This window comes from Pseudomonas sp. RL_15y_Pfl2_60 (assembly GCF_963970595.1).
In the GTDB taxonomy this organism is placed as follows: Bacteria; Pseudomonadota; Gammaproteobacteria; order Pseudomonadales; family Pseudomonadaceae; genus Aquipseudomonas.
Window position 1 is genome coordinate 331,041 of sequence record NZ_CAXAOE010000004.1, and the last position, 25,133, is coordinate 356,173.

The 25,133-nt window shown below is 56.3% G+C and carries 26 protein-coding genes and 1 tRNA gene; 7 read left to right on the plus strand and 20 right to left on the minus strand.

Annotated elements, in window-relative coordinates; all coding sequences use genetic code 11:
- Positions 1-49 precede the first annotated feature (49 nt).
- The 7 genes from hscB to trmJ all read right to left on the minus strand — a co-directional run bounded on the left by hscB (position 50) and on the right by trmJ (position 4,780).
- Positions 50-571, minus strand: a complete 522-nt coding sequence (gene hscB / locus AACY26_RS13210; protein ID WP_339514730.1) for a co-chaperone HscB — start codon at positions 569-571, stop codon at positions 50-52.
- A 7-nt stretch (positions 572-578) separates the two neighbouring features.
- On the minus strand, positions 579-902 hold the full coding sequence (gene iscA, locus AACY26_RS13215) for an iron-sulfur cluster assembly protein IscA (protein WP_069901233.1): 324 nt from the start codon (positions 900-902) through the stop codon (positions 579-581).
- A 12-nt stretch (positions 903-914) separates the two neighbouring features.
- Positions 915-1,301: a Fe-S cluster assembly scaffold IscU gene (gene iscU / locus AACY26_RS13220; protein WP_010484583.1), complete on the minus strand. Its 387-nt coding sequence runs from the start codon at positions 1,299-1,301 to the stop codon at positions 915-917.
- A gap of 41 nt (positions 1,302-1,342) precedes the next feature.
- Positions 1,343-2,557, minus strand: coding sequence for an IscS subfamily cysteine desulfurase (locus AACY26_RS13225; protein ID WP_339514735.1), 1,215 nt, complete (start codon positions 2,555-2,557; stop codon positions 1,343-1,345).
- A gap of 40 nt (positions 2,558-2,597) precedes the next feature.
- The gene (gene iscR / locus AACY26_RS13230; protein ID WP_339514737.1) at positions 2,598-3,089 is read right to left on the minus strand and encodes a Fe-S cluster assembly transcriptional regulator IscR; all 492 of its coding nucleotides are present in this window, start codon (positions 3,087-3,089) and stop codon (positions 2,598-2,600) included.
- Positions 3,090-3,228: 139 nt separating this feature from the next.
- Positions 3,229-4,008 (minus strand): serine O-acetyltransferase, encoded by a 780-nt coding sequence (cysE, locus tag AACY26_RS13235; RefSeq protein ID WP_339514740.1) that lies wholly within the window; start codon positions 4,006-4,008, stop codon positions 3,229-3,231.
- Positions 4,001-4,780 carry a tRNA (cytosine(32)/uridine(32)-2'-O)-methyltransferase TrmJ gene (gene trmJ, locus AACY26_RS13240; protein ID WP_339514742.1) on the minus strand — a complete coding sequence of 260 codons (780 nt, stop codon included), beginning with the start codon at positions 4,778-4,780 and terminating at the stop codon, positions 4,001-4,003. The genes cysE and trmJ overlap by 8 nt, the downstream gene beginning before the upstream one ends.
- 144 nt (positions 4,781-4,924) lie before the next feature.
- Here trmJ and suhB point away from each other — a divergent pair, with 144 nt between their 5' ends.
- Positions 4,925-5,740 (plus strand): type III secretion system regulator SuhB, encoded by an 816-nt coding sequence (suhB, locus tag AACY26_RS13245; RefSeq protein WP_339514744.1) that lies wholly within the window; start codon positions 4,925-4,927, stop codon positions 5,738-5,740.
- Positions 5,741-5,978: 238 nt separating this feature from the next.
- Here suhB and AACY26_RS13250 read toward each other — a convergent pair whose 3' ends face one another.
- The 6 genes from AACY26_RS13250 to queA all read right to left on the minus strand — a co-directional run bounded on the left by AACY26_RS13250 (position 5,979) and on the right by queA (position 12,032).
- The gene (locus AACY26_RS13250; RefSeq protein WP_339514746.1) at positions 5,979-6,512 is read right to left on the minus strand and encodes a glycine zipper 2TM domain-containing protein; all 534 of its coding nucleotides are present in this window, start codon (positions 6,510-6,512) and stop codon (positions 5,979-5,981) included.
- A gap of 119 nt (positions 6,513-6,631) precedes the next feature.
- Complete coding sequence (gene secF / locus AACY26_RS13255; RefSeq protein WP_339514748.1) at positions 6,632-7,537, minus strand: protein translocase subunit SecF; 906 nt, start codon at positions 7,535-7,537, stop codon at positions 6,632-6,634.
- Positions 7,538-7,546: 9 nt separating this feature from the next.
- Complete coding sequence (gene secD, locus AACY26_RS13260) at positions 7,547-9,415, minus strand: protein translocase subunit SecD (protein ID WP_339514750.1); 1,869 nt, start codon at positions 9,413-9,415, stop codon at positions 7,547-7,549.
- 61 nt (positions 9,416-9,476) lie between these two features.
- A complete protein-coding gene (gene yajC, locus AACY26_RS13265) occupies positions 9,477-9,812 on the minus strand; it encodes a preprotein translocase subunit YajC (RefSeq protein ID WP_339514752.1) in 336 nt (111 codons plus the stop codon).
- Positions 9,813-9,852: 40 nt separating this feature from the next.
- A complete protein-coding gene (tgt, locus tag AACY26_RS13270; RefSeq protein WP_339515142.1) occupies positions 9,853-10,968 on the minus strand; it encodes a tRNA guanosine(34) transglycosylase Tgt in 1,116 nt (371 codons plus the stop codon).
- 14 nt (positions 10,969-10,982) lie between these two features.
- Positions 10,983-12,032: a tRNA preQ1(34) S-adenosylmethionine ribosyltransferase-isomerase QueA gene (gene queA / locus AACY26_RS13275; protein WP_339514754.1), complete on the minus strand. Its 1,050-nt coding sequence runs from the start codon at positions 12,030-12,032 to the stop codon at positions 10,983-10,985.
- Positions 12,033-12,142: 110 nt separating this feature from the next.
- Here queA and AACY26_RS13280 point away from each other — a divergent pair.
- Positions 12,143-12,227 (plus strand) — tRNA-Leu (locus AACY26_RS13280).
- A gap of 203 nt (positions 12,228-12,430) precedes the next feature.
- Here AACY26_RS13280 and AACY26_RS13285 read toward each other — a convergent pair.
- Complete coding sequence (locus tag AACY26_RS13285; RefSeq protein ID WP_445261307.1) at positions 12,431-12,826, minus strand: GFA family protein; 396 nt, start codon at positions 12,824-12,826, stop codon at positions 12,431-12,433.
- Between the two features lie 82 nt (positions 12,827-12,908).
- On the opposite strand from AACY26_RS13285, the gene AACY26_RS13290 reads away from it, so the two are divergent.
- The 3 genes from AACY26_RS13290 to AACY26_RS13300 all read left to right on the plus strand — a co-directional run bounded on the left by AACY26_RS13290 (position 12,909) and on the right by AACY26_RS13300 (position 16,950).
- Positions 12,909-13,298 (plus strand): hypothetical protein, encoded by a 390-nt coding sequence (locus tag AACY26_RS13290; RefSeq protein ID WP_339514758.1) that lies wholly within the window; start codon positions 12,909-12,911, stop codon positions 13,296-13,298.
- 243 nt (positions 13,299-13,541) lie between these two features.
- Positions 13,542-14,405: a sensor domain-containing diguanylate cyclase gene (locus tag AACY26_RS13295; RefSeq protein WP_339514760.1), complete on the plus strand. Its 864-nt coding sequence runs from the start codon at positions 13,542-13,544 to the stop codon at positions 14,403-14,405.
- A 295-nt stretch (positions 14,406-14,700) separates the two neighbouring features.
- Entirely contained in the window at positions 14,701-16,950 is a 2,250-nt protein-coding gene (locus AACY26_RS13300; RefSeq protein ID WP_339514762.1) for a TonB-dependent siderophore receptor, read from the plus strand.
- Between the two features lie 97 nt (positions 16,951-17,047).
- Here AACY26_RS13300 and phnX read toward each other — a convergent pair whose 3' ends face one another.
- From phnX to phnD, 5 genes are all read right to left on the minus strand, one after another.
- Positions 17,048-17,875 (minus strand): phosphonoacetaldehyde hydrolase, encoded by an 828-nt coding sequence (gene phnX / locus AACY26_RS13305; RefSeq protein WP_339514764.1) that lies wholly within the window; start codon positions 17,873-17,875, stop codon positions 17,048-17,050.
- Between the two features lie 220 nt (positions 17,876-18,095).
- Positions 18,096-19,187 (minus strand): iron-containing alcohol dehydrogenase PsrA, encoded by a 1,092-nt coding sequence (gene psrA, locus AACY26_RS13310; RefSeq protein ID WP_339514766.1) that lies wholly within the window; start codon positions 19,185-19,187, stop codon positions 18,096-18,098.
- A gap of 114 nt (positions 19,188-19,301) precedes the next feature.
- Positions 19,302-20,120, minus strand: coding sequence for a phosphonate ABC transporter, permease protein PhnE (phnE, locus tag AACY26_RS13315; protein ID WP_339514768.1), 819 nt, complete (start codon positions 20,118-20,120; stop codon positions 19,302-19,304).
- A 1-nt stretch (position 20,121) separates the two neighbouring features.
- Positions 20,122-20,919 (minus strand): phosphonate ABC transporter ATP-binding protein, encoded by a 798-nt coding sequence (phnC, locus tag AACY26_RS13320; protein WP_339514770.1) that lies wholly within the window; start codon positions 20,917-20,919, stop codon positions 20,122-20,124.
- Positions 20,916-21,782 carry a phosphonate ABC transporter substrate-binding protein gene (gene phnD, locus AACY26_RS13325; protein WP_339514771.1) on the minus strand — a complete coding sequence of 289 codons (867 nt, stop codon included), beginning with the start codon at positions 21,780-21,782 and terminating at the stop codon, positions 20,916-20,918. The genes phnC and phnD overlap by 4 nt, the downstream gene beginning before the upstream one ends.
- 112 nt (positions 21,783-21,894) lie before the next feature.
- Here phnD and AACY26_RS13330 point away from each other — a divergent pair, with 112 nt between their 5' ends.
- Positions 21,895-22,767, plus strand: coding sequence for a LysR substrate-binding domain-containing protein (locus tag AACY26_RS13330; RefSeq protein ID WP_339514772.1), 873 nt, complete (start codon positions 21,895-21,897; stop codon positions 22,765-22,767).
- A gap of 53 nt (positions 22,768-22,820) precedes the next feature.
- Here AACY26_RS13330 and AACY26_RS13335 read toward each other — a convergent pair whose 3' ends face one another.
- Positions 22,821-23,933 carry an MFS transporter gene (locus tag AACY26_RS13335; RefSeq protein WP_339514774.1) on the minus strand — a complete coding sequence of 371 codons (1,113 nt, stop codon included), beginning with the start codon at positions 23,931-23,933 and terminating at the stop codon, positions 22,821-22,823.
- 332 nt (positions 23,934-24,265) lie between these two features.
- Here AACY26_RS13335 and AACY26_RS13340 point away from each other — a divergent pair, with 332 nt between their 5' ends.
- Positions 24,266-25,003, plus strand: a complete 738-nt coding sequence (locus AACY26_RS13340; protein WP_339514776.1) for a substrate-binding periplasmic protein — start codon at positions 24,266-24,268, stop codon at positions 25,001-25,003.
- Positions 25,004-25,133: the final 130 nt, after the last annotated feature.

Genomic DNA, 25,133 nt, shown 5'->3' on the forward strand with positions numbered 1-25,133 from the left:
TATATGTGCTTTTGTGAATATCAAGCGCACCCGTTGAGGCGCGCGAGCGTTAATCGTCGAGGCGCTCTTCCAACTGGCGAACCTCGTGGGAAAGCTTGTCGAGAAACTGCATGCGACGCATGAGGCGCTCGGCCTCATCACGACGGGCAGGATCATCCCAACAAACCGCAAAGCTTTCGTTCAGCTCATCAGAGGCAACTTTCAGCTGGCGCTTGAACTGCAATACACCGTCAATATCCGCGGCGTCTTGCAGGTCTTCAAGCTCTTCACGCAACTGGATTTGCTGCATCAGGAAGTCTGGATCATGCACTGTTACTTCAAGCGGTAGCTCGGGGCCACTCAGCGCCAGCAAGTAACGGGCACGCTGCGGAGCATTTTTCAGCGTTTGGTACGCTTCATTAAGGCTCGCAGACTTCTCCAGCGCAACGCGCTGCTCACGCGCATCGGCGTCAGCAAAGCGATCCGGATGAACCGCTCTGGCCAACTCGCGATAACGCGCAGCCAACTGATCAAGGTCCAGCCGAAAGCTCGGCTGCAGGTCAAATAAAGCGAAGTGACAAGGAGTACCCACAATAGCCTCAAATATTGAAGCTTTCGCCGCAGCCACATTCACCGCGCACGTTAGGGTTATTAAACTTGAAGCCTTCGTTGAGACCTTCCTTGACGAAATCCAGTTCGGTGCCGTCGAGGTAAACCAAGCTTTTAGGATCAATAATCACCTTGACCCCATGACTCTCAAAGACCTGGTCTTCGCTAGCAGTTTCATCGACAAACTCCAGCACATAAGCCAACCCTGAGCAGCCGGTCGTGCGAACAGCCAAACGAATGCCCTCACCTTTTCCGCGCCCATCAAGGGAGCGCTGTACGTGCCGGGCGGCGGCTTCGGTCATGCTGATAGCCATCGACAAACCTCCTTAGAGCAAACCTTTCTTCTGCTTATAGTCGCGCACGGCAGCCTTGATGGCGTCCTCGGCGAGCACTGAGCAGTGAATTTTAACCGGCGGCAACGCCAGCTCTTCCGCGAGCTGAGTGTTCTTGATGGTTTCAGCCTCGTCCAGCGTCTTACCCTTCATCCACTCAGTGGCCAGGGAGCTGGAAGCGATAGCCGAACCGCAACCGTAGGTCTTGAACTTGGCGTCTTCAATTACGCCTTCGCCGTTGACCTTGATCTGCAAGCGCATTACGTCGCCGCACGCTGGAGCACCGACCATGCCGGTGCCAACATCAGGGTCCTGCGCATCCATCTTGCCGACGTTGCGCGGGTTTTCGTAGTGGTCAATGACCTTTTCGCTGTAAGCCATGCTCTTAATCCTCAATCATCAGGCGCCGCTCATCGGCAGCTTTAGTGTGCCGCCCATTCAACCTGGGACAGATCGACACCTTCTTTGAACATATCCCACAGTGGCGAAAGCTCACGCAGCTTGGTAACTGCGTCGCGAACTTTTGCTGCTGCGTAATCAATCTCTTCTTCAGTGCTGAAACGCCCGAAGGTGAAACGAATAGAGCTGTGTGCCAATTCGTCGTTGCGACCCAGGGCGCGCAGAACGTATGACGGTTCAAGCGATGCCGAAGTACATGCCGAGCCCGACGAAACAGCCAGATCCTTGAGCGCCATGATCAGCGACTCGCCTTCAACGTAGTTGAAGCTCAGGTTAAGGTTGTGCGGTACGCGGGCAATCATGCTGCCGTTGATGTACAGCTCTTCCATATCCTCAAGGTGTGAGTAGAAGCGATCACGCAGGGCCAGCAAGCGCTGGTTTTCAGCAGCCATTTCTTCCTTGGCGATACGGAAGGCTTCGCCCATGCCGACACACTGGTGAGTTGCCAAGGTCCCCGAGCGCATGCCGCGTTCGTGACCGCCGCCGTGAGTCTGTGCTTCCAGACGGATACGCGGCTTGCGGCGTACATACAGGGCACCCACGCCTTTAGGACCGTAGGTCTTGTGCGCAGAGAACGACATAAGATCAACCTTGAGGCTCTCCAGGTTGATTTCAACCTTGCCAGTCGATTGCGCCGCATCAACGTGGAAGATAACCCCACGCGAACGGGTCAGCTCACCGATAGCGGCAATGTCGTTGACCGTACCAATCTCGTTATTGACGTGCATGATCGACACCAGAATGGTGTCTTCACGCAATGCCGCTTCAACCATGGCTGGAGTGATCAAGCCATCTTCACCCGGCTCGATGTAGGTCACTTCGAAACCTTCACGCTCAAGTTGACGCATGGTGTCGAGCACCGCTTTGTGCTCGATCTTCGAGGTCACAAGGTGCTTACCCTTGCTCTTGTAGAAGTCAGCAACACCCTTGATGGCCAGGTTGTCGGATTCGGTCGCACCGGAAGTCCAGACAATTTCACGCGGATCAGCACCGACCAGCTCAGCAACCTGGCGACGCGCATTCTCAACCGCTTCTTCAGCTTTCCAACCAAAGAAGTGGGAGCGCGACGCTGGATTACCGAAGTTACCTTCAGCGGTCAGGCACTCAACCATTTTTTGCGCAACACGCGGATCAACCGGCGTAGTCGCCGAATAATCGAGGTAAATAGGCAATTTCATTGATTCTCTCCTATCAGGAATCAGGCTTTGCAGGCTGGATTCAGTCGACGGCGGATGCTTCTATTTTATCGAGTTGCGACGTCCTGCCGTTGCAGCGACGCTGGTCCTGGCGATGAGCAACTTCTTGAACCTCTCGACGAGTAACTAGATCAGCCAAACTGATACCGCTCAGAAACTCGTGGATCTGCTGGCTCAGGTCACACCACAGGTGATGAGTCAGGCAGGTATCGCCCGCATGACAATCGCCCTGCCCTTGGCAGCGCGTTGCATCAACGGACTCATTGACTGCATCAATCACTTCTGCGACCTGAATACCCTTCATGTCGCGTGCCAACTGGTAACCGCCGCCAGGGCCACGAACACTGGAAACCAGGCTTCCACGGCGCAATTTGGCGAACAGCTGCTCCAAGTAGGAAAGGGAAATTCCCTGACGCTCGGAAATATCAGCAAGGGACACGGGGCCATTCTGCGCATGCAACGCCAAATCGAGCATGGCGGTGACGGCGTATCGACCTTTGGTTGTCAGTCTCATCTAAGAGGTACCGGGGATTACAATATGCTGCAAATTATGCAATTCCCGAGTATTTAAGTCAACTATAAGACCTATTAAATTACTCGGGATTAGCATTTGCGAGGGGCGCAAAGCATAGCAAACTCGCTATGCTCGCGCATCAGGCGGCGGGCTTGTCGTCTTGCTCTTTGCAGACACCGATGAAATCTTCATCGCGCAAGGCAGGCAGATCCTTCGCGCAGTAGTCGCTACCCAGCGAGGTAAGCGCCTCGCACATCCCCTCAAGACGCACATCCACAGCCTGCAAGTGATCTAGCAACTGGCCAATCGCACGCGAAACAGGGTCAGGCATATCCTGACTTACGCCATAGGCATCGAAACCCAGCTTTTCAGCCATCGCTTTGCGCTTGGCTTCTTGATCGCTATCGTCTTTGACAATGATACGACCGGGAATCCCGACAGCAGTCGCGCCCGCAGGCACTTCCTTGGTGACCACCGCATTGGAGCCAATCTTGGCACCGGCGCCGACCGTAAACGGCCCCAGGACCTTGGCACCCGCACCGACAACCACACCGTCCTCGAGCGTTGGATGGCGCTTGCCTTTATTCCAGCTAGTACCACCCAGCGTCACACCCTGATAAAGAGTGACATCGTTGCCGATCTCAGCCGTCTCTCCAATGACAATACCCATACCATGATCAATGAAGAAGCGACGACCGATTTTGGCCCCAGGATGAATTTCAATCCCGGTCATCCAGCGACCAAAGTTCGAAACCACCCGCGCCAGCCATTTCCAACCATTGACCCACAAAGCATGCGACACGCGATGCAACCAAACAGCATGCAGGCCGGGGTAGCAAGTGACCACCTCAAAGGTATTACGCGCAGCCGGGTCGCGATGAAATACACTTCGAATATCTTCACGGATTAGCTCAAACATCTGACTTCCCCTGTTTATGGTGTTCACCGCGCGCAGCCTTGAGCGTTTCGGTCAAAATCCCGCGCAAAATATTCATCTCGGCTCGACTGATGTTATTGCGCCCATATAAGCGCCGCAACCGACTCATAAGATGACGCGGGTTCTGCGGATCAAGAAACCCGATTTCCTCCAGCGCCTGCTGCAGGTGCGTGTAAAACGACTCCAACTCATCTGCCGTCACCAACTGGGTATTGAGCATTGCAGTGGTTTCGAGCTTGGCCACCTTGGTAGGCTGATTTTGCGCAGCCAGCCACGCCATACGCACTTCATAGGCCAGAACCTGTACCGCTGCAGCCAGGTTCAGCGAGCTGAACTCAGGATCAGACGGGATATGCACATGGAACTGACAGCGCTGCAGCTCTTCATTAGTCAGGCCGGCATACTCACGACCAAAGACCAGCGCCACATCAGCACCTTCTAGCGCCTGCTCACAAGCCGTAACCCCACACTCACGCGGATCCAGCAAAGGCCACGGGATGCGCCTGTCACGGGCACTGGTGCCGAGCACCAGATTACAGCCAACCAGCGCCTCCTCAAGAGTACCTACAACTTGCGCCGCCTCGAGAATATCGCTTGCGCCAGATGCTCGCGCATCCGCCTCATGACTCGGGAAATCAATTGGATCGACCAGTACCAAACGGCTCAATCCCATGTTTTTCATCGCCCGCGCCGCGCCACCGATATTACCGGGATGACTGGTGTTGACTAAGACAACTCGAATATTTTGCAGCAACGAAAGCGCTCACACAGAATGCAGAAAGGTGCAAATCTTACAGAACCCACTCTGATTACGCCACGCAAGGCTAAGCGGCACTTCATATATGTAACTTTTCTGATAGAATGTTCGGCTTTCTTTAACGACCCAGGTGACCCATCCATGCAGCCTATGCTGAATATCGCGCTGCGCGCAGCCCGTAGCGCCGGTGAAATGATCTTCCGCTCAATCGAACGCCTGGATGTCATCTCGGTAGACGAGAAAGATGCCAACGATTACGTGACCGAAATTGATCGCTCTGCCGAGCAGTTGATCATTCAGGCACTGCGCAAAGCCTACCCGACGCACGGCTTTTACGGCGAAGAAAGCGGCCTTACCGAAGGCACGGGCGAAGGCGCTGATTACTTGTGGATTATTGACCCACTTGATGGCACCACCAACTTCATTCGTGGCGTACCGCACTTCGCAGTCAGCCTTGCCTGCAAATACCGCGGCCGCCTTGAGCACGCAGTGATCATCGACCCGGTTCGCCAGGAAGAATTCACCGCAAGCCGTGGCCGCGGCGCCGCTCTCAATGGTCGCCGCCTGCGCGTCAGCACCCGCAAGAGCCTCGACGGCGCCCTTCTCGGCACCGGTTTCCCGTTCCGCGAAAGCCAAATGGACAACCTTGAGAACTACCTGGGCATGTTCCGCAGCCTGGTCGGCCAAACTGCCGGTGTGCGCCGTGCTGGCGCCGCCAGTCTCGACCTGGCCTATGTAGCAGCAGGCCGTTTTGATGCGTTCTGGGAATTCGGCCTGTCCGAGTGGGACATGGCTGCAGGCGCCCTGTTGATTCAAGAAGCAGGCGGCCTGGTCAGCGACTTCACCGGCGGTCATGACTTCCTGGCTAAAGGCCAGATCGTTGCCGGCAACACCAAGTGCTTCAAAGCCGTGTTAACCGCTATTCAGCCACACCTTTCAGCATCGCTGAAACGCTAAGCTGCGCCGTAGCGAAAAAGCGCCTTCGGGCGCTTTTTTATTGCCCATTCGGCTCACGCGCGGCACGCACATAGCCTTCAAAGCACGCCTGACGCCTTTTCTGCCACCATTAGCAGCGGCCTATATTTGGATGAACCATGGTGGACAAGCTTCGCGTTGCCTCACCCTGCACAACCCCTTCACTTAAACATCGCCCACAAAAAAGCGCCCAATCAGGGCGCTTTTTTGTATAACGGGATTACTGCGCTTCGGAGAGCACCAGCTTGCCGTCTTTAACCGGAATACGGCTGCCCGGATCTTCTGACATACGCACCTGGCTAACCTTGCCATCGAGTTCGTATTTCACGTTGTAACCCACCAGCTTCTCGCTGGTGTCAGTAACTGTCTTGCAACGGTTTTCAGTCGTGGTGTAGGTATCGTTCGCCTGCATATTGCCCTGCACCTTGTTGCCGGCATAACCGCCACCAATAGCACCTGCTGCAGTTGCGATTTTCTTACCATTGCCACCACCGATCTGGTTACCCAGCAAACCGCCAACCACGGCACCAATGGCCGTACCGGCGATCTTATGCTCATCCTGCACAGGACGCTGACGCGTAACAGTCACATCGCGACACTCCTGACGCGGGGTCTTGATGGTTTCATTGATGGGCTCCACAGCCAGCACATCTGCGTAGTCCGAACCACCGACCAAGCTGTAAGTCGCAACAGCACCGCCAGCAGTTACGCCCACCGCACCTAATACCGCACCTACAAGCAATGACTTATTCATTATTGACTCCTGACCTTCTCTATCTGGCGAATCTCGCCTTATCTGACCCTCAGACAACAAAAAGCCCTCGCAAGTTCAAAACCTGCGAGGGCCTGATGAGCGACTGCTAGCCCCAATGCTTAAGGGCGCTCGTCAACCTCTTCCGCAACAACCGGTGGAATCAGGTCGTCGACGTTAAGGTTCAGCCAGATCAGTACCACGTTGGCGATGTAAACCGATGAGTAAGTACCGGCAAAAACACCGATAAACAGCGCAATCGAGAACGAGAACAGATTGTCGCCCGCAAAGATCAACAGCGCACCAATCGCCAGCAACGTTGAGATCGAGGTAGCCAAGGTCCGCAACAGGGTTTGCGTAGTCGAGATGTTGATGTTTTCAATCAAGGTCGCCTTACGCAGCACCCGGAAGTTCTCACGCACCCGGTCAAACACCACGATAGTGTCGTTGAGAGAGTAACCGATGATAGCCAGAACGGCCGCCAGCGTGGTCAGGTCAAAGGTCACCTGGAAAAACGACAGAATGCCCAGGGTCACGATCACGTCATGGACCAGCGAGACGATGGCACCGACCGCGAACTTCCACTGGAAACGGAAGGCCAAGTACAGCAGCACACCACCCAAAGCCAGCAACATGCCGATACCGCCTTGGTCACGCAGTTCTTCACCCACTTGCGGGCCAACGAACTCAACCTTCTTGACCTCAAGTTGATCGCCCGTCGCGCGTAATGCACTAGCAACCTTGTTACCCAAGTCTGGATCATCACCCTGCATGCGCACGACCACATCAGTCGTGGCACCAAAGCTTTGCACCACAGCATCAGTAAAGCCGGCGGACTGCAGCTTCTCACGCACCTGCTCCAACACCGCAGGCTGCTCGTAGCTCAGCTCGATCTGGGTACCACCAGTAAAGTCCAGGCCAAAGTTCAGGCCCTTTACCGCCCAGCTGCCCAACGCCAGAAGCGTCAGGAACACAGTCACAGCAAACGCGAGGTTCCGCGCCCCCATGAAGTTGATTGTACGATTCATGTCAGCCCCTTAAATCCACAACTTCTTGAAGTCACGCCCGCCAAAAATCAGGTTGACCATGGCGCGAGTCACCCAGATAGCGGTGAACATAGACGTCAGGATGCCAAGCGACAGCGTTACCGCAAAGCCCTTGACCGGTCCGGTCCCCATTGCGAACAGAATACCCCCGACCAACAGTGTCGTCAGGTTGGCATCGATGATCGCCGAGAACGCGCGGTCGAAACCTTCATGGATTGCCCGCGGAATGGACATGCCGTTGGCGATCTCTTCACGAATACGCGAGAAGATCAGCACGTTGGCGTCAACCGCCATACCCATGGTCAATACGATACCGGCGATACCTGGCAAGGTCAGCGTTGCACTGAGCAACGACATCAACGCCAGCAGCAGGATCATGTTGAAGCCCAGCGCGATAGTCGCCAAGACACCAAAGAAACGGTAGATCGCGATGATGAACAGCGATACGAACAGCATGCCCCACAGCGCCGCATCGACACCTTTGGCGATGTTATCCGCACCCAGGCTAGGACCGATGGTGCGTTCTTCAGCGAAGTACATTGGCGCAGCCAAGCCACCAGCACGCAGCAACAGGGCCAACTCAGACGATTCACCCTGGCCGTTCAGGCCGGTGATGCGGAACTGGCTGCCCAGCGGCGACTGAATGGTTGCCAAGCTGATGATTTTCTTCTCTTCGGCGAAGCTTGGCACGGCAACTTCTTGCTCCACGCCATCAACCATCTTGCGCACGAACTTGGTGATCGGCTTTTGCTCGATGAAGATCACCGCCATGCTGCGCCCGACGTTGCTGCGCGTTGCGCGGCTCATCAGGTCACCACCGTGGTTATCCAGACGGATATTCACTTGCGGGCTGCCGTTTTCATCAAAGCTGGCCTGTGCGTCAGTTACCTGATCACCGGTGATGATCAGCTCACGCTCAAGATCAACCGGCGGACGACCCGGCTCGCGGAACTCAAAGGACTCGGTCGATGCCTTTGATGCATCGACAGCCGCCTCAAGACGGAACTCAAGGTTGGCAGTCTTACCCAGAATACGCTTGGCTTCAGCCGTATCCTGCACACCCGGCAGCTCAACCACGATACGGTTGGCACCCTGGCGCTGAACCAGCGGCTCAGCCACACCCAGCTCGTTTACCCGGTTGCGTACGGTGGTCAGGTTTTGCTTGATCGAGTATTCACGAATTTCAGCAATCTTGGCCTTGGTCAGCGTCAAACGCAGCACTTGCATGCCGTTACGCTCAGTGGTGGTCAAGTCAAAATCAGTGAAATCCTTGCGCACCAGGCTTCGGGCTTTTTCAAGCGTGTCTTCATCAGCGAAACCCAGCTGAATTGCACCGGCCTGCTCTGGCAAGCTGCGATAACGCACACGCTCTTTACGTAGCAGGGTTTTTACTTCGCCCTCGTAAACCTTGCGTCGTGCATCCAGCGCTTTCTCCATGTCCACTTCAAGCAGGAAGTGCACACCACCGGAAAGGTCGAGACCCAGCTTCATCGGCGTCGCACCGACACTACGTAGCCAGTCAGGCGTTGTTTGCGCTAGGTTCAGCGCAACCACGAAATCTTCACCGAGCGCCTTGCGCACGATGTCTTTTGCAGGAAGCTGGTCTTCCTTCTTAACCAAGCGCAGCAAACCTGCCTTGCCCTGGTCAGCAACACTGAGGCCCTTGACCTCAATACCAGCTTCTTTCAATGCACGGTCTGCACGATCAAGATCAGCCTGTTCGATGCGTGTAGCGGTGCTGTTGCCACTAATCTGAATCGCCGGATCATCCGGGTACAGGTTAGGTGCAGAGTAGAGAAAGCCGACGGCCAACACGGCCACAATCAGCAGGTACTTCCAAACTGGAAATTTATTGAGCATGACGCCGCCCGTTGTAACGCGGGGCGCATTTAGCGCCCCGTCGAATGGTAAAGGTTGAAACTTAGATGGCTTTCAGAGTGCCTTTAGGCAAGGTCGCAGCAATGGCAACCTTCTGAATTTTCAGCTCAACGGTGTCCGAAACTTCGATCACCACAAAGTCATCGCTAACTTTGTTGACCTTGCCAGCGATACCACCAGTGGTGACAACCTCATCACCCTTCTGCAGGCTGCCGAGCAGGTTTTTGTGCTCTTTGGCGCGCTTGGACTGTGGACGCCAGATCATCAGGTAGAAGATGACCAGGAAACCAACCAGAAATACCCACTCAAAACCGCTACCAGCTGGGCCGGCAGCAGGTGCCGCAGCGTCTGCGAATGCCGCAGGGATAAAAAAGCTCATGTATCACTCCTGTTGAAATAGTTTTTAAACAAACTCGGTTTTAGTCCAGCGGCGGCGTTGGCAAACCACGCTGGCTGTAGAAGCTATCGACAAAGGCGGCCAATGTACCCTGTTGGATAGCACCGCGCAAACCAGCCATCAAGCGCTGATAGTGACGTAAGTTGTGGATTGTATTCAGCATACTGCCCAGCATTTCGCCACACTTGTCCAAATGATGCAGATAAGCACGGGAGAAATTCTGGCAGGTGTAGCAATCGCAGTTGGCATCCAAAGGCGAATCATCGTGGCGATGCACCGCATTTCGGATCTTCAACACACCGGTATCGATAAACAGATGGCCATTGCGAGCGTTACGGGTTGGCATCACACAGTCGAACATATCCACGCCACGGCGCACACCTTCAACCAAATCCTCGGGCTTGCCTACACCCATCAGGTAACGCGGTTTTTCAGCTGGCATCAGGCCTGGCAGGTAGTCGAGTACCTTGATCATTTCTTCTTTCGGCTCGCCAACCGATAGACCACCGATCGCCAAGCCATCAAAGCCAATTTCATTGAGGCCGTCGAGCGAGCGCTGGCGCAACTCTTGATACATGCCGCCCTGGACAATACCGAACAGCGCTGCAGTGTTATCACCATGAGCGACTTTTGAACGCTTGGCCCAACGCAGCGACAACTCCATCGACGTCTTGGCGACATCGAACTCGGCCGGATACGGCGTACACTCGTCGAAAATCATCACAACATCGGAACCCAAGTCGCGCTGAACCTGCATCGACTCTTCCGGCCCCATGAACACCTTGGCGCCATCAACCGGAGAAGCAAAGGTTACACCCTCCTCCTTGATTTTGCGCATGGCGCCCAAGCTGAAGACCTGGAAGCCACCGGAATCAGTAAGGATCGGACCTTTCCACTGCATAAAGTCATGCAGGTCGCCGTGCTCCTTGATGACCTGGGTACCCGGGCGCAGCCACAGGTGGAAGGTGTTACCCAGGATCATCTGCGCGCCAATCGCCTCGATATCACGGGGCAGCATGCCCTTGACCGTGCCGTAAGTGCCGACCGGCATGAATGCCGGGGTTTCCACCACGCCGCGCGGAAAGGTCAGGCGCCCGCGGCGCGCTTTGCCATCGGTCGCCAACAACTCAAAAGACATACGGCAAGTAAGCGTCATACGTGATCCTCAGGCCCGCGCGCCGCGGGATTACGGGTGATAAACATCGCATCACCATAACTAAAGAAGCGGTAACCCTCGGCGACAGCACTTTTATAAGCCGCCATGGTTTCCGGATAACCCGCAAACGCCGACACCAGCATCAGCAAGGTCGACTCAGGCAGGTGAAAATTGGTTACCAAGGCATCGACCACATGAAATGGCCTGCCGGGGTAGATAAAAATATCGGTATCGCCACTGAAGGGCTTGAGTTCGCCATCACGTGCAGCTGTTTCCAGCGAACGCACGCTGGTGGTGCCCACGGCGATCACTCGACCACCGCGAGCACGACAGGCAGCCACGGCATCAACCACATCCTGACCGACCTCAAGCCACTCGCTGTGCATGTGGTGCTCTTCAATACGCTCGACACGCACGGGCTGGAAGGTACCCGCACCGACATGCAGCGTGACAAATGCAGACTCAACACCTTTTTCAGCGATGGCCGCCATCAGCGCCTGGTCGAAATGCAGCCCCGCTGTTGGCGCCGCTACCGCCCCTGCGCGCTGCGCATAGACGGTCTGGTAACGCTCGCGATCGGCTTCATCATCAGGACGATCAATATAAGGCGGCAGCGGCATATGGCCGACACGCTCAAGCAGCGGCAACACTTCCTCTGCAAATCGCAACTCGAACAAGGCGTCGTGACGCACGACCATCTCGGCCTCACCACCGCCTTCAAGCAAAATTTTCGAACCGGGTTTTGGCGACTTACTTGAACGCACATGGGCCAGCACGCGGTGTGTATCGAGCACGCGCTCAACCAGGATCTCAAGTTTGCCGCCTGAAGCCTTCTGGCCAAACAAGCGCGCAGGAATCACCCGCGTGTTGTTAAACACCATCAGGTCGCCTGGGCGCAGAAACTCAAGCAGGTCGCTGAATTGACGATGGCCCAGCGCACCACTCGGCCCATCAACAGTGAGCAGGCGACTGGCACGCCGCTCAGTCAGTGGATGACGAGCAATCAGGGCTTCAGGTAGATCAAAATGAAAATCGGCAACACGCATGACAGAAGGGTCATCTAGCAGGGCGGCAAAGTTTAGCGGAAATTATTAAAAATGACCACGAAAGAGCATTGACCAACTCGAAACTCGTCCCTATACTTCGCCGCCATTGTGCCCCGGTGGCGGAATCGGTAGACGCGGCGGATTCAAAATCCGTTTTCGAAAGAAGTGGGAGTTCGAGTCTCCCCCGGGGCACCATAAACTCGAAGAAAGGCCTTGATTATCAAGGCCTTTTTTTATGCCTGGCATAAAGTTGGCGTAGCTACTTTGCACAACGCTTATTGATGAAAATTCAGCCTGGTTTGCAACTTCTGAGCTGGGTTGTTTCCGCAGAACTCTGCCCCACAACCATCACTCAGCCACTCTGGCTTTTGCCCATCTGCTCTGAGTCATACTTGCGTCTATTCAAAACGCCCTTCTCCATCACGATCACGCAGGTAGCGGCGTGCCAATGGAAACGGCGGCAGCCAAGACTCGCGCCTTAGCATCCATAACTCGTAAGTTGGCCGCAATTGGTCAGGCTCATCCAGCGAGCCCAGATTCAGCTCGACTTCGTCATCGCTGCGAGAAAAGACCGATGAGCCACAACGTGGACAGAAATACCGACTCTGGTATTCGCTCGTCTCGCCAGTGATGGTGACTGCCCGCTCAGGAAATATCGCCGACGCGTGAAACAGCGCACCGTGATGCTTGCGGCAATCCAGGCAATGGCAAATACCCACTCGATATGGCGGCCCCACGGCGACGACTCGAACATTGCCGCATAGGCAACCTGCGCTGAACGACTCCACAAGCATCTCCTCTAACATGGTGGCTTTGTAACCAATAGCCAAGACAATGGCGCATCAGCCCCCTCTTTACCTCGCTGGAGAACGGCCCATGCTCAAAACAGCCTTGATACTCAGTTTAGGCATTCTGCTCAGTGCCTGCGCTGACGACACCAAGCGCTCAACGCCTGCCGCATCCCTTGTAGCGGCTACCGATCAATGGGTCGGCAAATGGATAGGCGTCGAAGGCCTCAATTTAACGTTGAGCAAGGACACATCGGCAGGCCCCGGACACTATGTGCTGAAGATGCAATATGGCCTCGATGCCGAACAAAGTGGCACCTACAAAGGCCAGGCAACAGCAGGTGGCATCGCCTTCAATCGCCAGGATGGTCCGCAGTTACTGCGCGCAGGAGACGGCCAAGCCACAGGATTGAAATGGCTGGCGGACAAGCACAACTGCTTGATTGTGAAGCCAGGCGAGGGCTATTGCCGGGATTGAAAACTCACGACCACCGCGCAAGCAGCCTGGTTGACTTAACCACCGGCGATAAAACCCCAACCCATTGCCAGTGCTGCTTGAGATATTTGCTTTCACATCAACTCATTAAGCTGACACGCCTTTAAACACCGCTCTACAGGGAAGGTGAACCACACATTGATGGCTAAACGCCTTTATTCCCCGCTGCGCCTCGCTGCGCATTCGAGTTATGATTGAACGACATAAAGCGGACTTCCCTGAACCATGGCCGTTGACCTGCAAGCACTCTATCCCAAACTGATCCACCTGATGCTGGACACTGTGTTCGTGGTCGACAAGGACAACCAGATTGTATTTGTCAGCGATGCCTGTGAAACCCTGCTCGGCTATCGCGCCAATGAACTGACTGGCACTGCAATCACCAACTATATGCACCCTGATGACTTGGCTATCACCCAAGCCTCGATTGTCCGCGTCATGAATGGCAAGCCTCACATCGATTTCCGCAACCGTTACATCCGCAAGGATGGAGGCGTCGTGCACATTCTCTGGGCAGCCTTCTGGTCCGAGGACGTGGGCGCAAGAATTGGCGTTGCACGGGATGTTACCGCCCTGTGGCAGGCAGAGTCGGAATTACACTTCTTGGCCCACCACGACCCCCTAACCGAATTGGCCAACCGTTCGCTGTTCAGCGAACGCCTGGACTCAGCCCTGCGCGGAGCCCGCCGCCACCAGAACTCACTGGCCATATTGTTTATAGATATCAATGACTTCAAGGGCATCAACGATGTTCATGGCCACGCCGCAGGTGATCGCGTGTTGCGCTTGATTGCGCAGCGCCTGAAAAGCTGCGTTCGTGAGACGGACACTGTCGCGCGCATGGGCGGTGATGAATTCACAGTGCTATTGACTGACATTCAATCCGAAGACGCCGTTACAGCGAAGGTCGAACAGATTCTCGCGCTCATGGCAGAGCCGCTGGACGCTGACTTTGGCGCAATAAACATGCCCTCCTGCAGCATCGGCGTGGCCTGCTACCCCGCAGATGGCGAGGATGCCGACACCTTGCTTAGCCATGCAGATGGCGAGATGTATCGGGTAAAAAAGCAGCGCCGCGCCATCCGCTAGCAGCCGCAAGTGGCCCACCAGGGCTGTGCAGCCGTCAAATTCAAGCGATTCGCGGAGTCGATTCATCAATCGATCTCTTGTAAGCGAAGTTTTGCATTAGGGCCGACGCCCCTACTTGCCGATAAACACCGTCACCCAAAGACATCGTGCAAGCCTGCAAATAGATGCACATGGCGATTACCGCGCCCTTCCCCTGGCAAAACAAAAATAAACTTCAATACGATAGTTCCAGAAACCACTTTGACTGCGTATGATAGTGATTCGCATTAATACTATAAATACAGCAGAGTCCTCCATGTCCGCCAATCCTCCCCTGCGTTCACACACTCTATTTGCCCAGCGCTCATCGTTAGCAATCCGTCCCTTGGCCCTTGCGGTGCATATGCTTGCAGCGGGTACAGCCTTTGTGGCGCCATCAATCATGGCAGCGGAGCAAACTGAGTCTACCGAGGCCACGAGTGCTGTAACCCTGAAGCCGATGGAAATCACTGGCGCCGCCGAACCGAGCGCGGTCACTGAAGATACTCACTCCTACACCACAGAAGCTGCACGCACCGCCACGCCGTTGAGCATGTCCCTGCGCGAGACGCCGCAGTCGGTCAGCGTCGTCACCCAGCAGCGCATTGAAGACCAAGATCTGGAAACCATCCTTGATGTGGTCAACAACGCCACCGGTGTCTCAGTCAACCGCTACGAAACCAGCCGGGCCCAGTTCAACGCCCGCGGTTTTGAACTCAACTCGCTGATGATCGACGGCGTACCCACCATTTATGAGCAGCCGTGGAGCTCGGGCGAGATTTTCAGCAGCCTGGCCATGTATGACCGCGTTGAAATCGTACGTGGAGCCAACGGCTTGATGACCGGAGCAGGCGACCCTTCAGCCTCCATCAACCTGGTGCGCAAACGCGCCAGCAGTCGCGACCTTAAAGGCTCGGTCAAATTCAGCGCAGGTACATGGGATACCTTTGGCACCGAAGCCGATGTATCCACGGCGCTTAATGAGGCTGGCACCATCCGCGCACGCCTGGTTGGCGAAGTCACCGATGGCGACACTTGGATCGACGGTAACTCGAAGCGCAGTGAAACGGTCTACGGCACTATGGACATCGACCTGACGCCAGATACCACCTTGTGGTTCGGCCTTAGCAACCAGGACAACAGCGAAGACTCGCCAATGTGGGGTGGCCTGCCCGTCTGGTACGCCGATGGCAGCCGCACCAACTGGAGCCGTTCGAAATCGACCTCTGCGGGTTGGAGCAAGTGGGACACGACCTACAAGACCTATTTCGTCAATCTTGACCACACCTTCGCCAACGATTGGAAGGTCAACCTCAGCTACAACCGTGGCGAGCGCAGTGGCGACTCCGCCCTGCTCTACCTCTCCGGCAACCCGGGCCGCAACGGCAGCAGCCCAATGTCCTCGTTCCCGGCGACCTATAAAACCGAGACAACCCAGGACGACTACAGCATCCGCTTCGATGGCCCATTCTCGCTATTGGGTCGCAAGCACGACCTGGCCTTTGGCTACATCGACAGTAAACAAGAGTTCGATGCCGACGCACTGGTTGCCCAAACCGGCTTTGGCGGGGTACCAAACTTCGACGCCTACAACGGTGATTTCCCAGAACCCGTCTGGGCACCGCGCAGCGACTATGGCTACAGCGAAACCCGGCAAAAGGGTTTGTATGCGGCAACACGCCTAAACCTGACCGACGACCTGAAATTGATTCTGGGCGGTCGCGACAGCTGGTACGAGCAGACCAGCGATGACATCTACTCGGAAGTCAGCAAGGTCGATGTGGACCACGAACTGACGCCTTACGCGGGCATCGTCTACGACCTCAATCAAAACCTGTCGGCCTACGCCAGCTACACGGAGATCTTCCTGCCGCAGTCGGTTCGCGACCGTAACGGCCAGCAGTTGGAGCCTATCGTCGGCGAGAGCAGCGAACTGGGCCTCAAAGGCGAGTTCTACAATGGCCGCTTGAACGCCTCCGCAGCGGTGTTCCAGATCAAGCAGGACAACCTCGGCCAGAGCACCGGCCAGTTGATCGACCCGACCAACCCGATTGGCGGTTACGCTTATGAAGCCAGTGAGGGCGCGACCAGCAAAGGCTTTGAAATTGAAGTATCAGGCGAGCTAGCCACGGACTGGAATGCCTCGATTGGCTACACCCAGTTCACCGCTGAGGATGCCGATGACAACGACGTCAACACCCTGTATCCGACCAAGCTGTTGCGTACCTTCACCACTTATCGCCTGCCCGGCATGCTCAACAAGTTGACCATTGGCGGCGGCGTTAACTGGCAGGACAGCATCTACACCTATGCCACTAACCCGGCGGGCAACTCCGAGAAGATCGAGCAGGATGCCTATGCACTGGTCAACCTGATGGCGCGTTACGAGTTCACCGAGAACCTGTCGGCCCAATTGAATGCCGACAACATTACCGATGAAAAGTACTTCGATATTTTCGATGCCTACGGCGCCCTGACTTACGGTGCACCACGCAGCTTCACCGCGTCGGCCAAATACCGCTTCTAACTGCATCACCCTGGACAACACAACACCGGCCCTGCGCCGGTGTTGTGCTTTGTGGACGTCTTGCAGGCTTGCCCGCTAGCAAAAGCCCAAGCTCGCGTCAGCTGTTTTGCGGCGTCTCGCCACGAGCCAGCCGAGCGTTGATCTCATCGATTACCGCAGGCAACTCAGCGATGGTGTCGATCAAATAGTGCGGCCGCGAACCTTCGAACATCTGGCCGATACGTGCGCGCTCCTGCTTGAGTTTGTCCTCCGGCAATGCCTTGAACTGCTCATAGGTCAGGCCCAGGGCATTGCCCGAGCAAGTCAGCGCAACCGTCCACATCCCCGCGCTACGGCCTTCGAGAATGCCCGGCCAGGTGTCGTCAATTTTTACGCAGGCAGCAACATCACTGATGCCCAGGGCGATGACGTTGGCCAGCGACTGCGCAGGATGCGGTCGGCCGTTAGGCACCTCATCGGTTGCAACCACATGATCCGGCACATAGCCGTTAGCACGCGCCAACCCAACCACCCGCGCCATGACTAACGCCGGGTAACCTGAACAGGTTCCGATCTTCAAACCTTTGTCGCGCAATGCGGCGATGGCGTCGAGCGCGCCAGGAATCAACGCCGAGTGGTCGGCAATCTTTTCGATTTGCAGCGGCATAAAACGCTCGTATATGGCGGTGACATCAGCGTCCGTCGGCGTGCGACCAAATGCAGCGCGGTAGCGCTCGGCAATCTGCGGATCGTTACACAGCGTACGGATGTGATCCCACTTGCCCATGCCCATCGGGCCGCGCGCTTCCTCCAGGGAAACCTCTACACCGAATTCGGCAAAGGCTTCGACGAAGATCTGCGTAGGTGCAAAGGAGCCAAAGTCGACGACGGTACCGGCCCAATCAAGAATCGCGGCTTGCAGACAGGTTGGTTGCTGGTAGTTCATGGTTTTCTCCATTTGCAGAGTGAGGTGCACCAACTCCGCAGACGCAGGAGCTGGATGAGGTTTGAAATCGACATTCATGAATGCCTTTCGGCAATCCAGTTGAAATCCAAGTGCGTCCGGCTGAATCTGTATTGCTCGTCCTGATCCTGAAACGCTAAACCAATCCAACCTAGATCCAACGCGGCATTAACTGTGCGACCAGCATCCAGCGAAGGCACGGTCATGCCGCCTCTGAACCGATGAAGTTCTTGCCGCGCGCGCCTTGCATGGCGGAGAAAATCATTTGCTGCGCCTCGCCTTCGGTCACGCCGTAATCGGCAAACTCGGTTTTCACGTCCAGACGATGGAGGAACGCGCGCAGTTGCGCCTGGGCTCGCCCCAGATCAGTACCGAAAACGCGCTGCAGCGTCTGGTCCCGTCCCGCATCCTTGCCCCAGGCCAGGCCCAGGACATACGGCAGGGTGAATGAGCAGGCGATACCGTGAGGCAAGCCGTGGCGCAGGGTCATCTCGTAGGAAATGGAATGCGCCAAGGCCGTCTTGGTGTTGGAAAAGGCCAGCCCTGCTTTCAGCGCAGCCAAGGCCATGCGCGAGCGCAGTTCACTGCTCGTCAGGTTTTGCTGCAGCTGGGGAAGACAGTCGAGAATGTCCTCGATGGCGGAGATAGCGAAGGTGTCGGAAATCGGGTTGGCGTTTACATTCCAGATCGACTCCAAGGCGTGAGACAGCGCATCCAGCCCAGTCGAGACGGTCACAGCAGCCGGGACTGTATGCATCAAGTCTGGGTCAATGATCGCTGCGGTTGGCCAGGTGCACTGCAAATGCAGTGAATACTTCTTCTGCTGCTGCGAGTCCCAGATGGTTGCCCAAGGCGTTACTTCGCTACCGGTACCGGCGGTGGTCGGAACCGCTATGAGTTTTTTGTGGCGCGGCGGAGTAAAGGCTTTGCCAGTTGCCAACAGCGCCAGCAGTTCATCGAACTGACCAGACCCGGTGCCGACAATCAGCGCCTTTGCAGTATCGATGGCGCTACCACCACCAACGGCCAATACGACTTCACAACCTGCCGCCTGCTGCCAGAACTGCTCATAGCTGGCGCGCAGTTGGGCAACATCAGGATTTGGCTGGACGTCTTCGACCACATGAATCAGTCGATCACCTAGCAAAGCCTGAATTTTGTCGACCAGGCCCAGGCGACGTGCTTCTGAGAAAGTCACCAGAGCAACGTTCTGGCCTTCAGTCAGGTCAGCGATCTGGTTCAGGCTGCCAGCGCCAAAATAAGTGGCAACCGGATTATGAAATTGGGCAGGCATGTAGCGTCCCTTGATAGCTGTTTAAAAATGTTGGCATAGTGGTTGGCAACGTACCCAGGCCCAGAACCTTTGATCCAAGGCACTAAGCGGACAAACCAAAACTGACGATTTCACTTAATGCCTGCCACCGCTCTGAATGGCCTTGCGCAGGCGACCAGAAAGCATGTCTGCGGCAATTACCATCACGGTAATGACGATGATGCAGGTTGCGGTTTCCTGGTATTTGAACAGCTTGAGGCTACTCACCAGCTCGAAACCCAAGCCACCGGCGCCGACCATTCCCAACACGGTCGCAGAGCGCAGGTTGACCTCGAACCGATAAAGAATCACCGCAATCCAGGCGGTAATCACCTGCGGCAACACCCCAAACACAATCACCTGCAAGGGCCTGGCTCCCGTGGCGCGCAGGGCTTCGAGTGGTCCCTGGTCAATTTCCTCAATACTGTCGGCAAAGAACTTTCCGAGCATGCCAACGCCGTGTACAGCCAAAGCCAGCACGCCCGGAAAGGGACCAAGGCCGACCGCCGAGACAAACACCAGCGCGAGAATCAATTCATTGATGCTACGAATCACGTTGAGCATCTGGCGGGTGCCCTGATACAGCCAACGATTACTGTGCAGGTTGCGTGCAGCAAGGAATGCCAGCGGCACCGCGAAGAGGATGCCGAGCAAGGTGCCCCAGATAGCAATCTGCACAGTCTCAAGTGCCGGGGCGAGCAACTTCGGCAAGATGTCCAGATCAGGCGGCACCGAACGGCTGAGGAAATCACCAATCTGCGGCAAACCCGCCGCCAATTCACCCCAACTGAGCTCCGCGCCTCCGGCACTCCAGTGCAGCAGCGCCATGATGGCCAACACCAAGGAGCCACTGACAGCCCAGCCACGCAGGCTTTCAGGCGTATTCACCAGCCAGCGATATTCGTGCGTCCCCATGTCAGCCTCCCAGTCCATTGGCATAGTGCAGCTGCGGCGCATAGGCCGCGGCGGATTCATCTTCAGTGGATTCTGCGTCTGGATAGATGCGCTGCAAGGTCGCCTCATCAAGGCCGCTGGCATCGCCGTCGTAGACCAGCCGACCATGGGCCAAACCGACGATGCGATCAGCGAACTCACGGGCGAACTCCACTTGATGCAGGTTGCACACCACGGTAATCCCCAGCTCGCGGCTGGCATCGTGCAGGTATTGCATGACTAGGCGCGCGGTCTTCGGGTCAAGACTGGCCACCGGCTCATCGGCCAGGATCACCTTGGGTTGCTGAGCCAGCGCCCGGGCGATGCCCACGCGCTGCATCTGCCCACCGGACAGTGAGTCCGTTCGCTCATCGGCCTTGTGCGCCAGCCCCACCCGGAGCAGGCACTGGCGGGCCAGCTCGACGTCGGCCCGGCTGAACAGTTGCAACACCGAGGCCAAGGTCGACACCGAAGCAAGCCGTCCGGTCAGCACGTTCTTCAATACCGACAAACGCGGCACCACATTATGGTGCTGGAAGATCATCGCCACCTGGCAGCGCAGCGCCCGCTCATCACGGGCCAGCAAGGCATTGATACCGGCCACCTGCAGCTCACCGCCATCGGCCTTGGCCAGACGGTTCATGCAACGCAAGAAGGTCGATTTACCTGCACCGGACTGGCCGAGCACAACCACAAACTCACCAGCCCCGATGTGCAGATCAATGCCGCGCAGCACTTGGTTTCCACCGTAGTGCTTGGTCAATCGGCTGACCCTGATCACTTCATCTTACTCAGGTCGAGATCGAGCACCTTGGCGGTATCGCGGACCACATCGTAGGCCGCATCGGTGGTCGGCTGGAAGCCATTGAGCACACCTTGATCCCCCCATGGCACGTCCTTGACCTGGGCCAGCGCCTTGGCCAGTTTCTGTTTCAGGGCCGGGTCCAAATCCTTGCGCCAGACCATCGGCGACTCCGGAATATCCGGCGAGCTCCAGACAATCTGGATATCGTCTTGCTTGATCTGCCCCTGGCTGATCGCCGACGCGAGAATACGGTCAGCCACCACCGCTGCGTCGACCTTGCGGTTCACCACAGCCAGGATGCTGGCGTCATGGGAACCGGAGAACATCACCCGCGAAAACAGTTTTTCAGGCTGGTAGCCCGCCTGCTCAATACCGGCCTTGGGGAACAGGTGGCCGGAGGTTGAGCTCGGATCAACGAAGGCAAAGGTATGATCCTTGAGGTCTGCCAAGTTTTTAATACCACTGTCACGGCGCGTGATAATCACGCTGTGATAAGCGCTGGTGCCGGTCTTTTTGGTCACTGCCACGGCGAAAGCCTCGGCATCGGCCATTTTGTTGGCGAGCACGTAAGAGAACGGTCCAAGGTAGGCAACATCCAGTTTTTTCGAGCGCAAGGCCTCGATCACACCGTTGTAATCAGTCGCCACAAAAGGCTTCACCGGCATGCCCAGGCCAGCCTCGAGCTGGTCGAGGACTTGTTGGCTGCTTTCGACCATTGATTGCGAGTCCTCGGAAGGAATCAAGCCGATGCGCAAAGCCGACTCGGCCGAGGCATATGGGCTGGCAAGCAGTGGCAATAAAACGCTGCAGGCACAAAACAGGTTGCGAAGAGTAGTCATGGCATTTCCAGCAGTTGTTGTGGGAATGCCAGTTACCCTATGCCTGTAATGTGACGGTCATACGATCGATTCAATATGCATTTACGTCGAAAAGTATTGAAAGGATCTATGGATGTCGAACAGCAAGCTGCGCGCCTTTCTGGCCGTCGCGCGACACGGCAGCTTCAGCGCTGGCGCCCGCGCCCTCGGTCTGAGCCAACCCACCATCACCACCCAGGTCCAAGCGCTGGAGCGCCAGCATAATCTCGAACTGTTCCATCGCCGTGGTCGTCGCGCTGAGCTGTCCAGTGTCGGTCGCCAACTGCTGCCAATCGCCCAGCAACTGATCAGTCTGGAGTCGGAAGCCGACGGCTTACTCCGCGACTCAGGCGCCCTCACCCGTGGGCAATTGCGCCTGGGCGCCGTGGGGCCCTTCCATGTAATCGAGATGGTCGATGCCTATCGACGCGATTACCCGCAGATCGATCTGTCGATCCGTATCGGTAACTCGGCCTCGGTGTTGGCTGACCTTGAGAACTATGTGATCGAAATAGGCGTGCTGGCCGGACTTCATGACTCTCCGGCATTTCATAGCATGCTCTATGCGCGTCATCCGATCATACTGTTCGCCCATCACACACATGCCTTGGCCCAGCGCGACAGGGTTCGTCTTGAAGAACTGCAAGGACAACCCATGCTGTATCGCGAACAGGGCTCCACGACCCGCCTGGCGTTCGAAAAGGTGTTGGCTGAACGCCACGTCACACCGCGCATGGTGATGGAGATAGGCAGCCGCGAAGCCTTGCGCGAGGCCGTTGTGAGAGGAATCGGACTTGGCGTGGTTTCAGCGGCGGAATACATTGGCGATCCACAGCTCAAGGCGATCCGCATTGAAGGCGAGCCAATACACACCGAGACGTACCTGTATTGCCTGGCCGAACGCAAGGGCAGCCAGATGATAGAAACCTTTCTTGCTTGCGCAGATCAGGCCCGGCAGCAACGTTAAGTTGTTTGCCCCAACCCCAGCGCGAAGCTGAAAACCATCTAGCCAGCCCGACACTAACGCCTGAGCCAGCAACCCAGCGCACTGGCTACAATCGCCAGCGCAGCCAGGGCGAATACCCACGGGGCCGAAGCAACTGGCAGCAAAATGCCCGCCAGCAAAGGGCCGAGTCCTGCTCCAACATCTCGCCATATGGCATTTGAGGCCAGAGCGCCAACTCGGGCAGCCCCCGGATTGCGTTCGGCAACCAGGGTGGTCACCAGCGGCAATTGCAATGCCCGCAGGATCAACACAGATGCCGCACCCGCCACCACCCAATGCATACCAAAAGCAGTCAACGCCAGTGCACTTAACGCGGAAAACAGCAACAACATGGGCGTGGCGCCAAACATCTGCGCCGCACGACCGCCCAAAGGACTGAGCAGCACTTCGGAAAAGTAGCGCAAGGCCATGAGTGTGCCTGCCACGAGCAAAGCATCTTCACCCAGTAACTTGGCGGCCTGCAGAGATAATCCGAAAATAAACAAGCCATCGAGCGCCACGCCCTCTACGAATGACCACAACGCAACGCTATCGGGCAGGCGAAAACGGCGATTGCTCACGGGCAGATCATGGCCAGTCCCCGGCAGCCCACGGGCGATCAGAAAACCAACCGCACAGCCTACAGCCAGCAACCAGAAAATGACGCGCGGACCAAACTCTTGGCTGACATAGGCCCCAAGCGGCAAGGCCAGCATCGGTCCCAGGGCAATCAGCGCACGTGAACGCCCGGACCGAGCGGCAGCAGCGCTAGCATCTGCCGTCGCCAACACCTGGGTGGAAAGGTTCAGGGCCGCGAAGCACAACCCCCAGATCAATCTCAGCATCAGCAAAGCCATGAACCCGCAAAACAGCGCATTGCCAATTGCACAGAGCATCGCCGCGCTGGCAGCCAGCATCAGAGTCATGCGGTCGCCATGGCGCGCATAGAAGCGCAAGACATGGCTGTAACCGAAAATACGCACCAAGCGATTAGCCGCCAGCAATATCCCCGCCTGCGCCAGGGTGATGCCGAAAGCTTCAGGATGAGCCGGTAGCAATAGATAGAGCAGTACGTCACTTGGCAGGCAAAAAGCGAGAGTCAAGGCTGATAAACGCGCATCGCGATTAGCCCGATCTGAAGTATCCACTGACCGGTGGTTGGATTGGATAGGCTTCGGGGGCACAACTGAAACCTCAAGCGACTTTAACGAAACATTTTGAAATAATGATCGCTACTCGAGCCCTCTTTCAAGCGCAAAGAATCTTTATCGACCTTGTTGTGTTCAAGACAGGGCCAAGCAGCAGACCGTATCGCTGTAAATCCAGCGGCCACCTGCCTACCAGCCCAAAAGCCCTGTTCAGGCTCAGCTGTTCACCCAGCCACTCGCTACTCGCCACTCAGAACAGTTAGCCCCATATCAAGGTCTATTCTTACTGTGGCTTCATTCCCGAACAGCCCATAGGTGAACTAGTCGAACCCGTGAAATACTCAACATTAACCACAGCATTGCTCTGCCTCTTGCTAGCGACTATTTCCCGGGCCGAGCAATACCAGGTTGTTACCGAAGAGTGGGCGCCCTACAACTATCGTGAGAACAACCAGATCACAGGCATGGTTACCGAGATCGTCAGGGCAATCATGGCCCGGACCGGGGATGACTTCGAAATAGTGCTGCTGCCCAGCATGCGAACCACTCACAGATTGAAAACCCGCCCCAAAACAATCATGTACTCCTTGTTTCGCACGGCTGAGCGCGAGCCTTTATACAAGTGGGTTGGGCCGATCGTGGAAGAATCTATCCACCCCTATCAACTGGCTAGCGCGCCGCCAGTAACCTCCTTGGAGCAGCTGCTGCGCGCCCCACGAATCACCACCCGATATGCCGGCTTGGTTCCTAAAATGCTCCGGTCGCTGGGTTTCAAAAACCTCGACACAAGCGCAACCCAGAATCTTCAGCTCTACCGCATGCTGCTGGCCGGGCGCACCGACATCATCATCGGCGACACCGATGCCGGGGTGGCTTATTACAGCCGTCGGCTGAACATTGCGCCTGGCACCCTACGCCAGATCCCCATCGAACTTTATCGTTCATCCTTGTATATAGCCTTTAGCCGCGACAGTGAGGACGAACGAGTAGCGGCCTGGGCCAATGCGCTGGAACAATTGCGCGATTCAGGCGAGCTGGCACGTATCCAGCAACGCTATGAGCGGCTTTAAAAACGCAGTCTGCCGCGCACAAACCAGCCTTGTGCGAAGAACCATGAAAGCTGGACGCGTTGTGAATGCACTGCTCTTGAATACCAAAGCCTTCGCTGGATGCACAGGTTTAGTATCAGGCGCTAGCAAG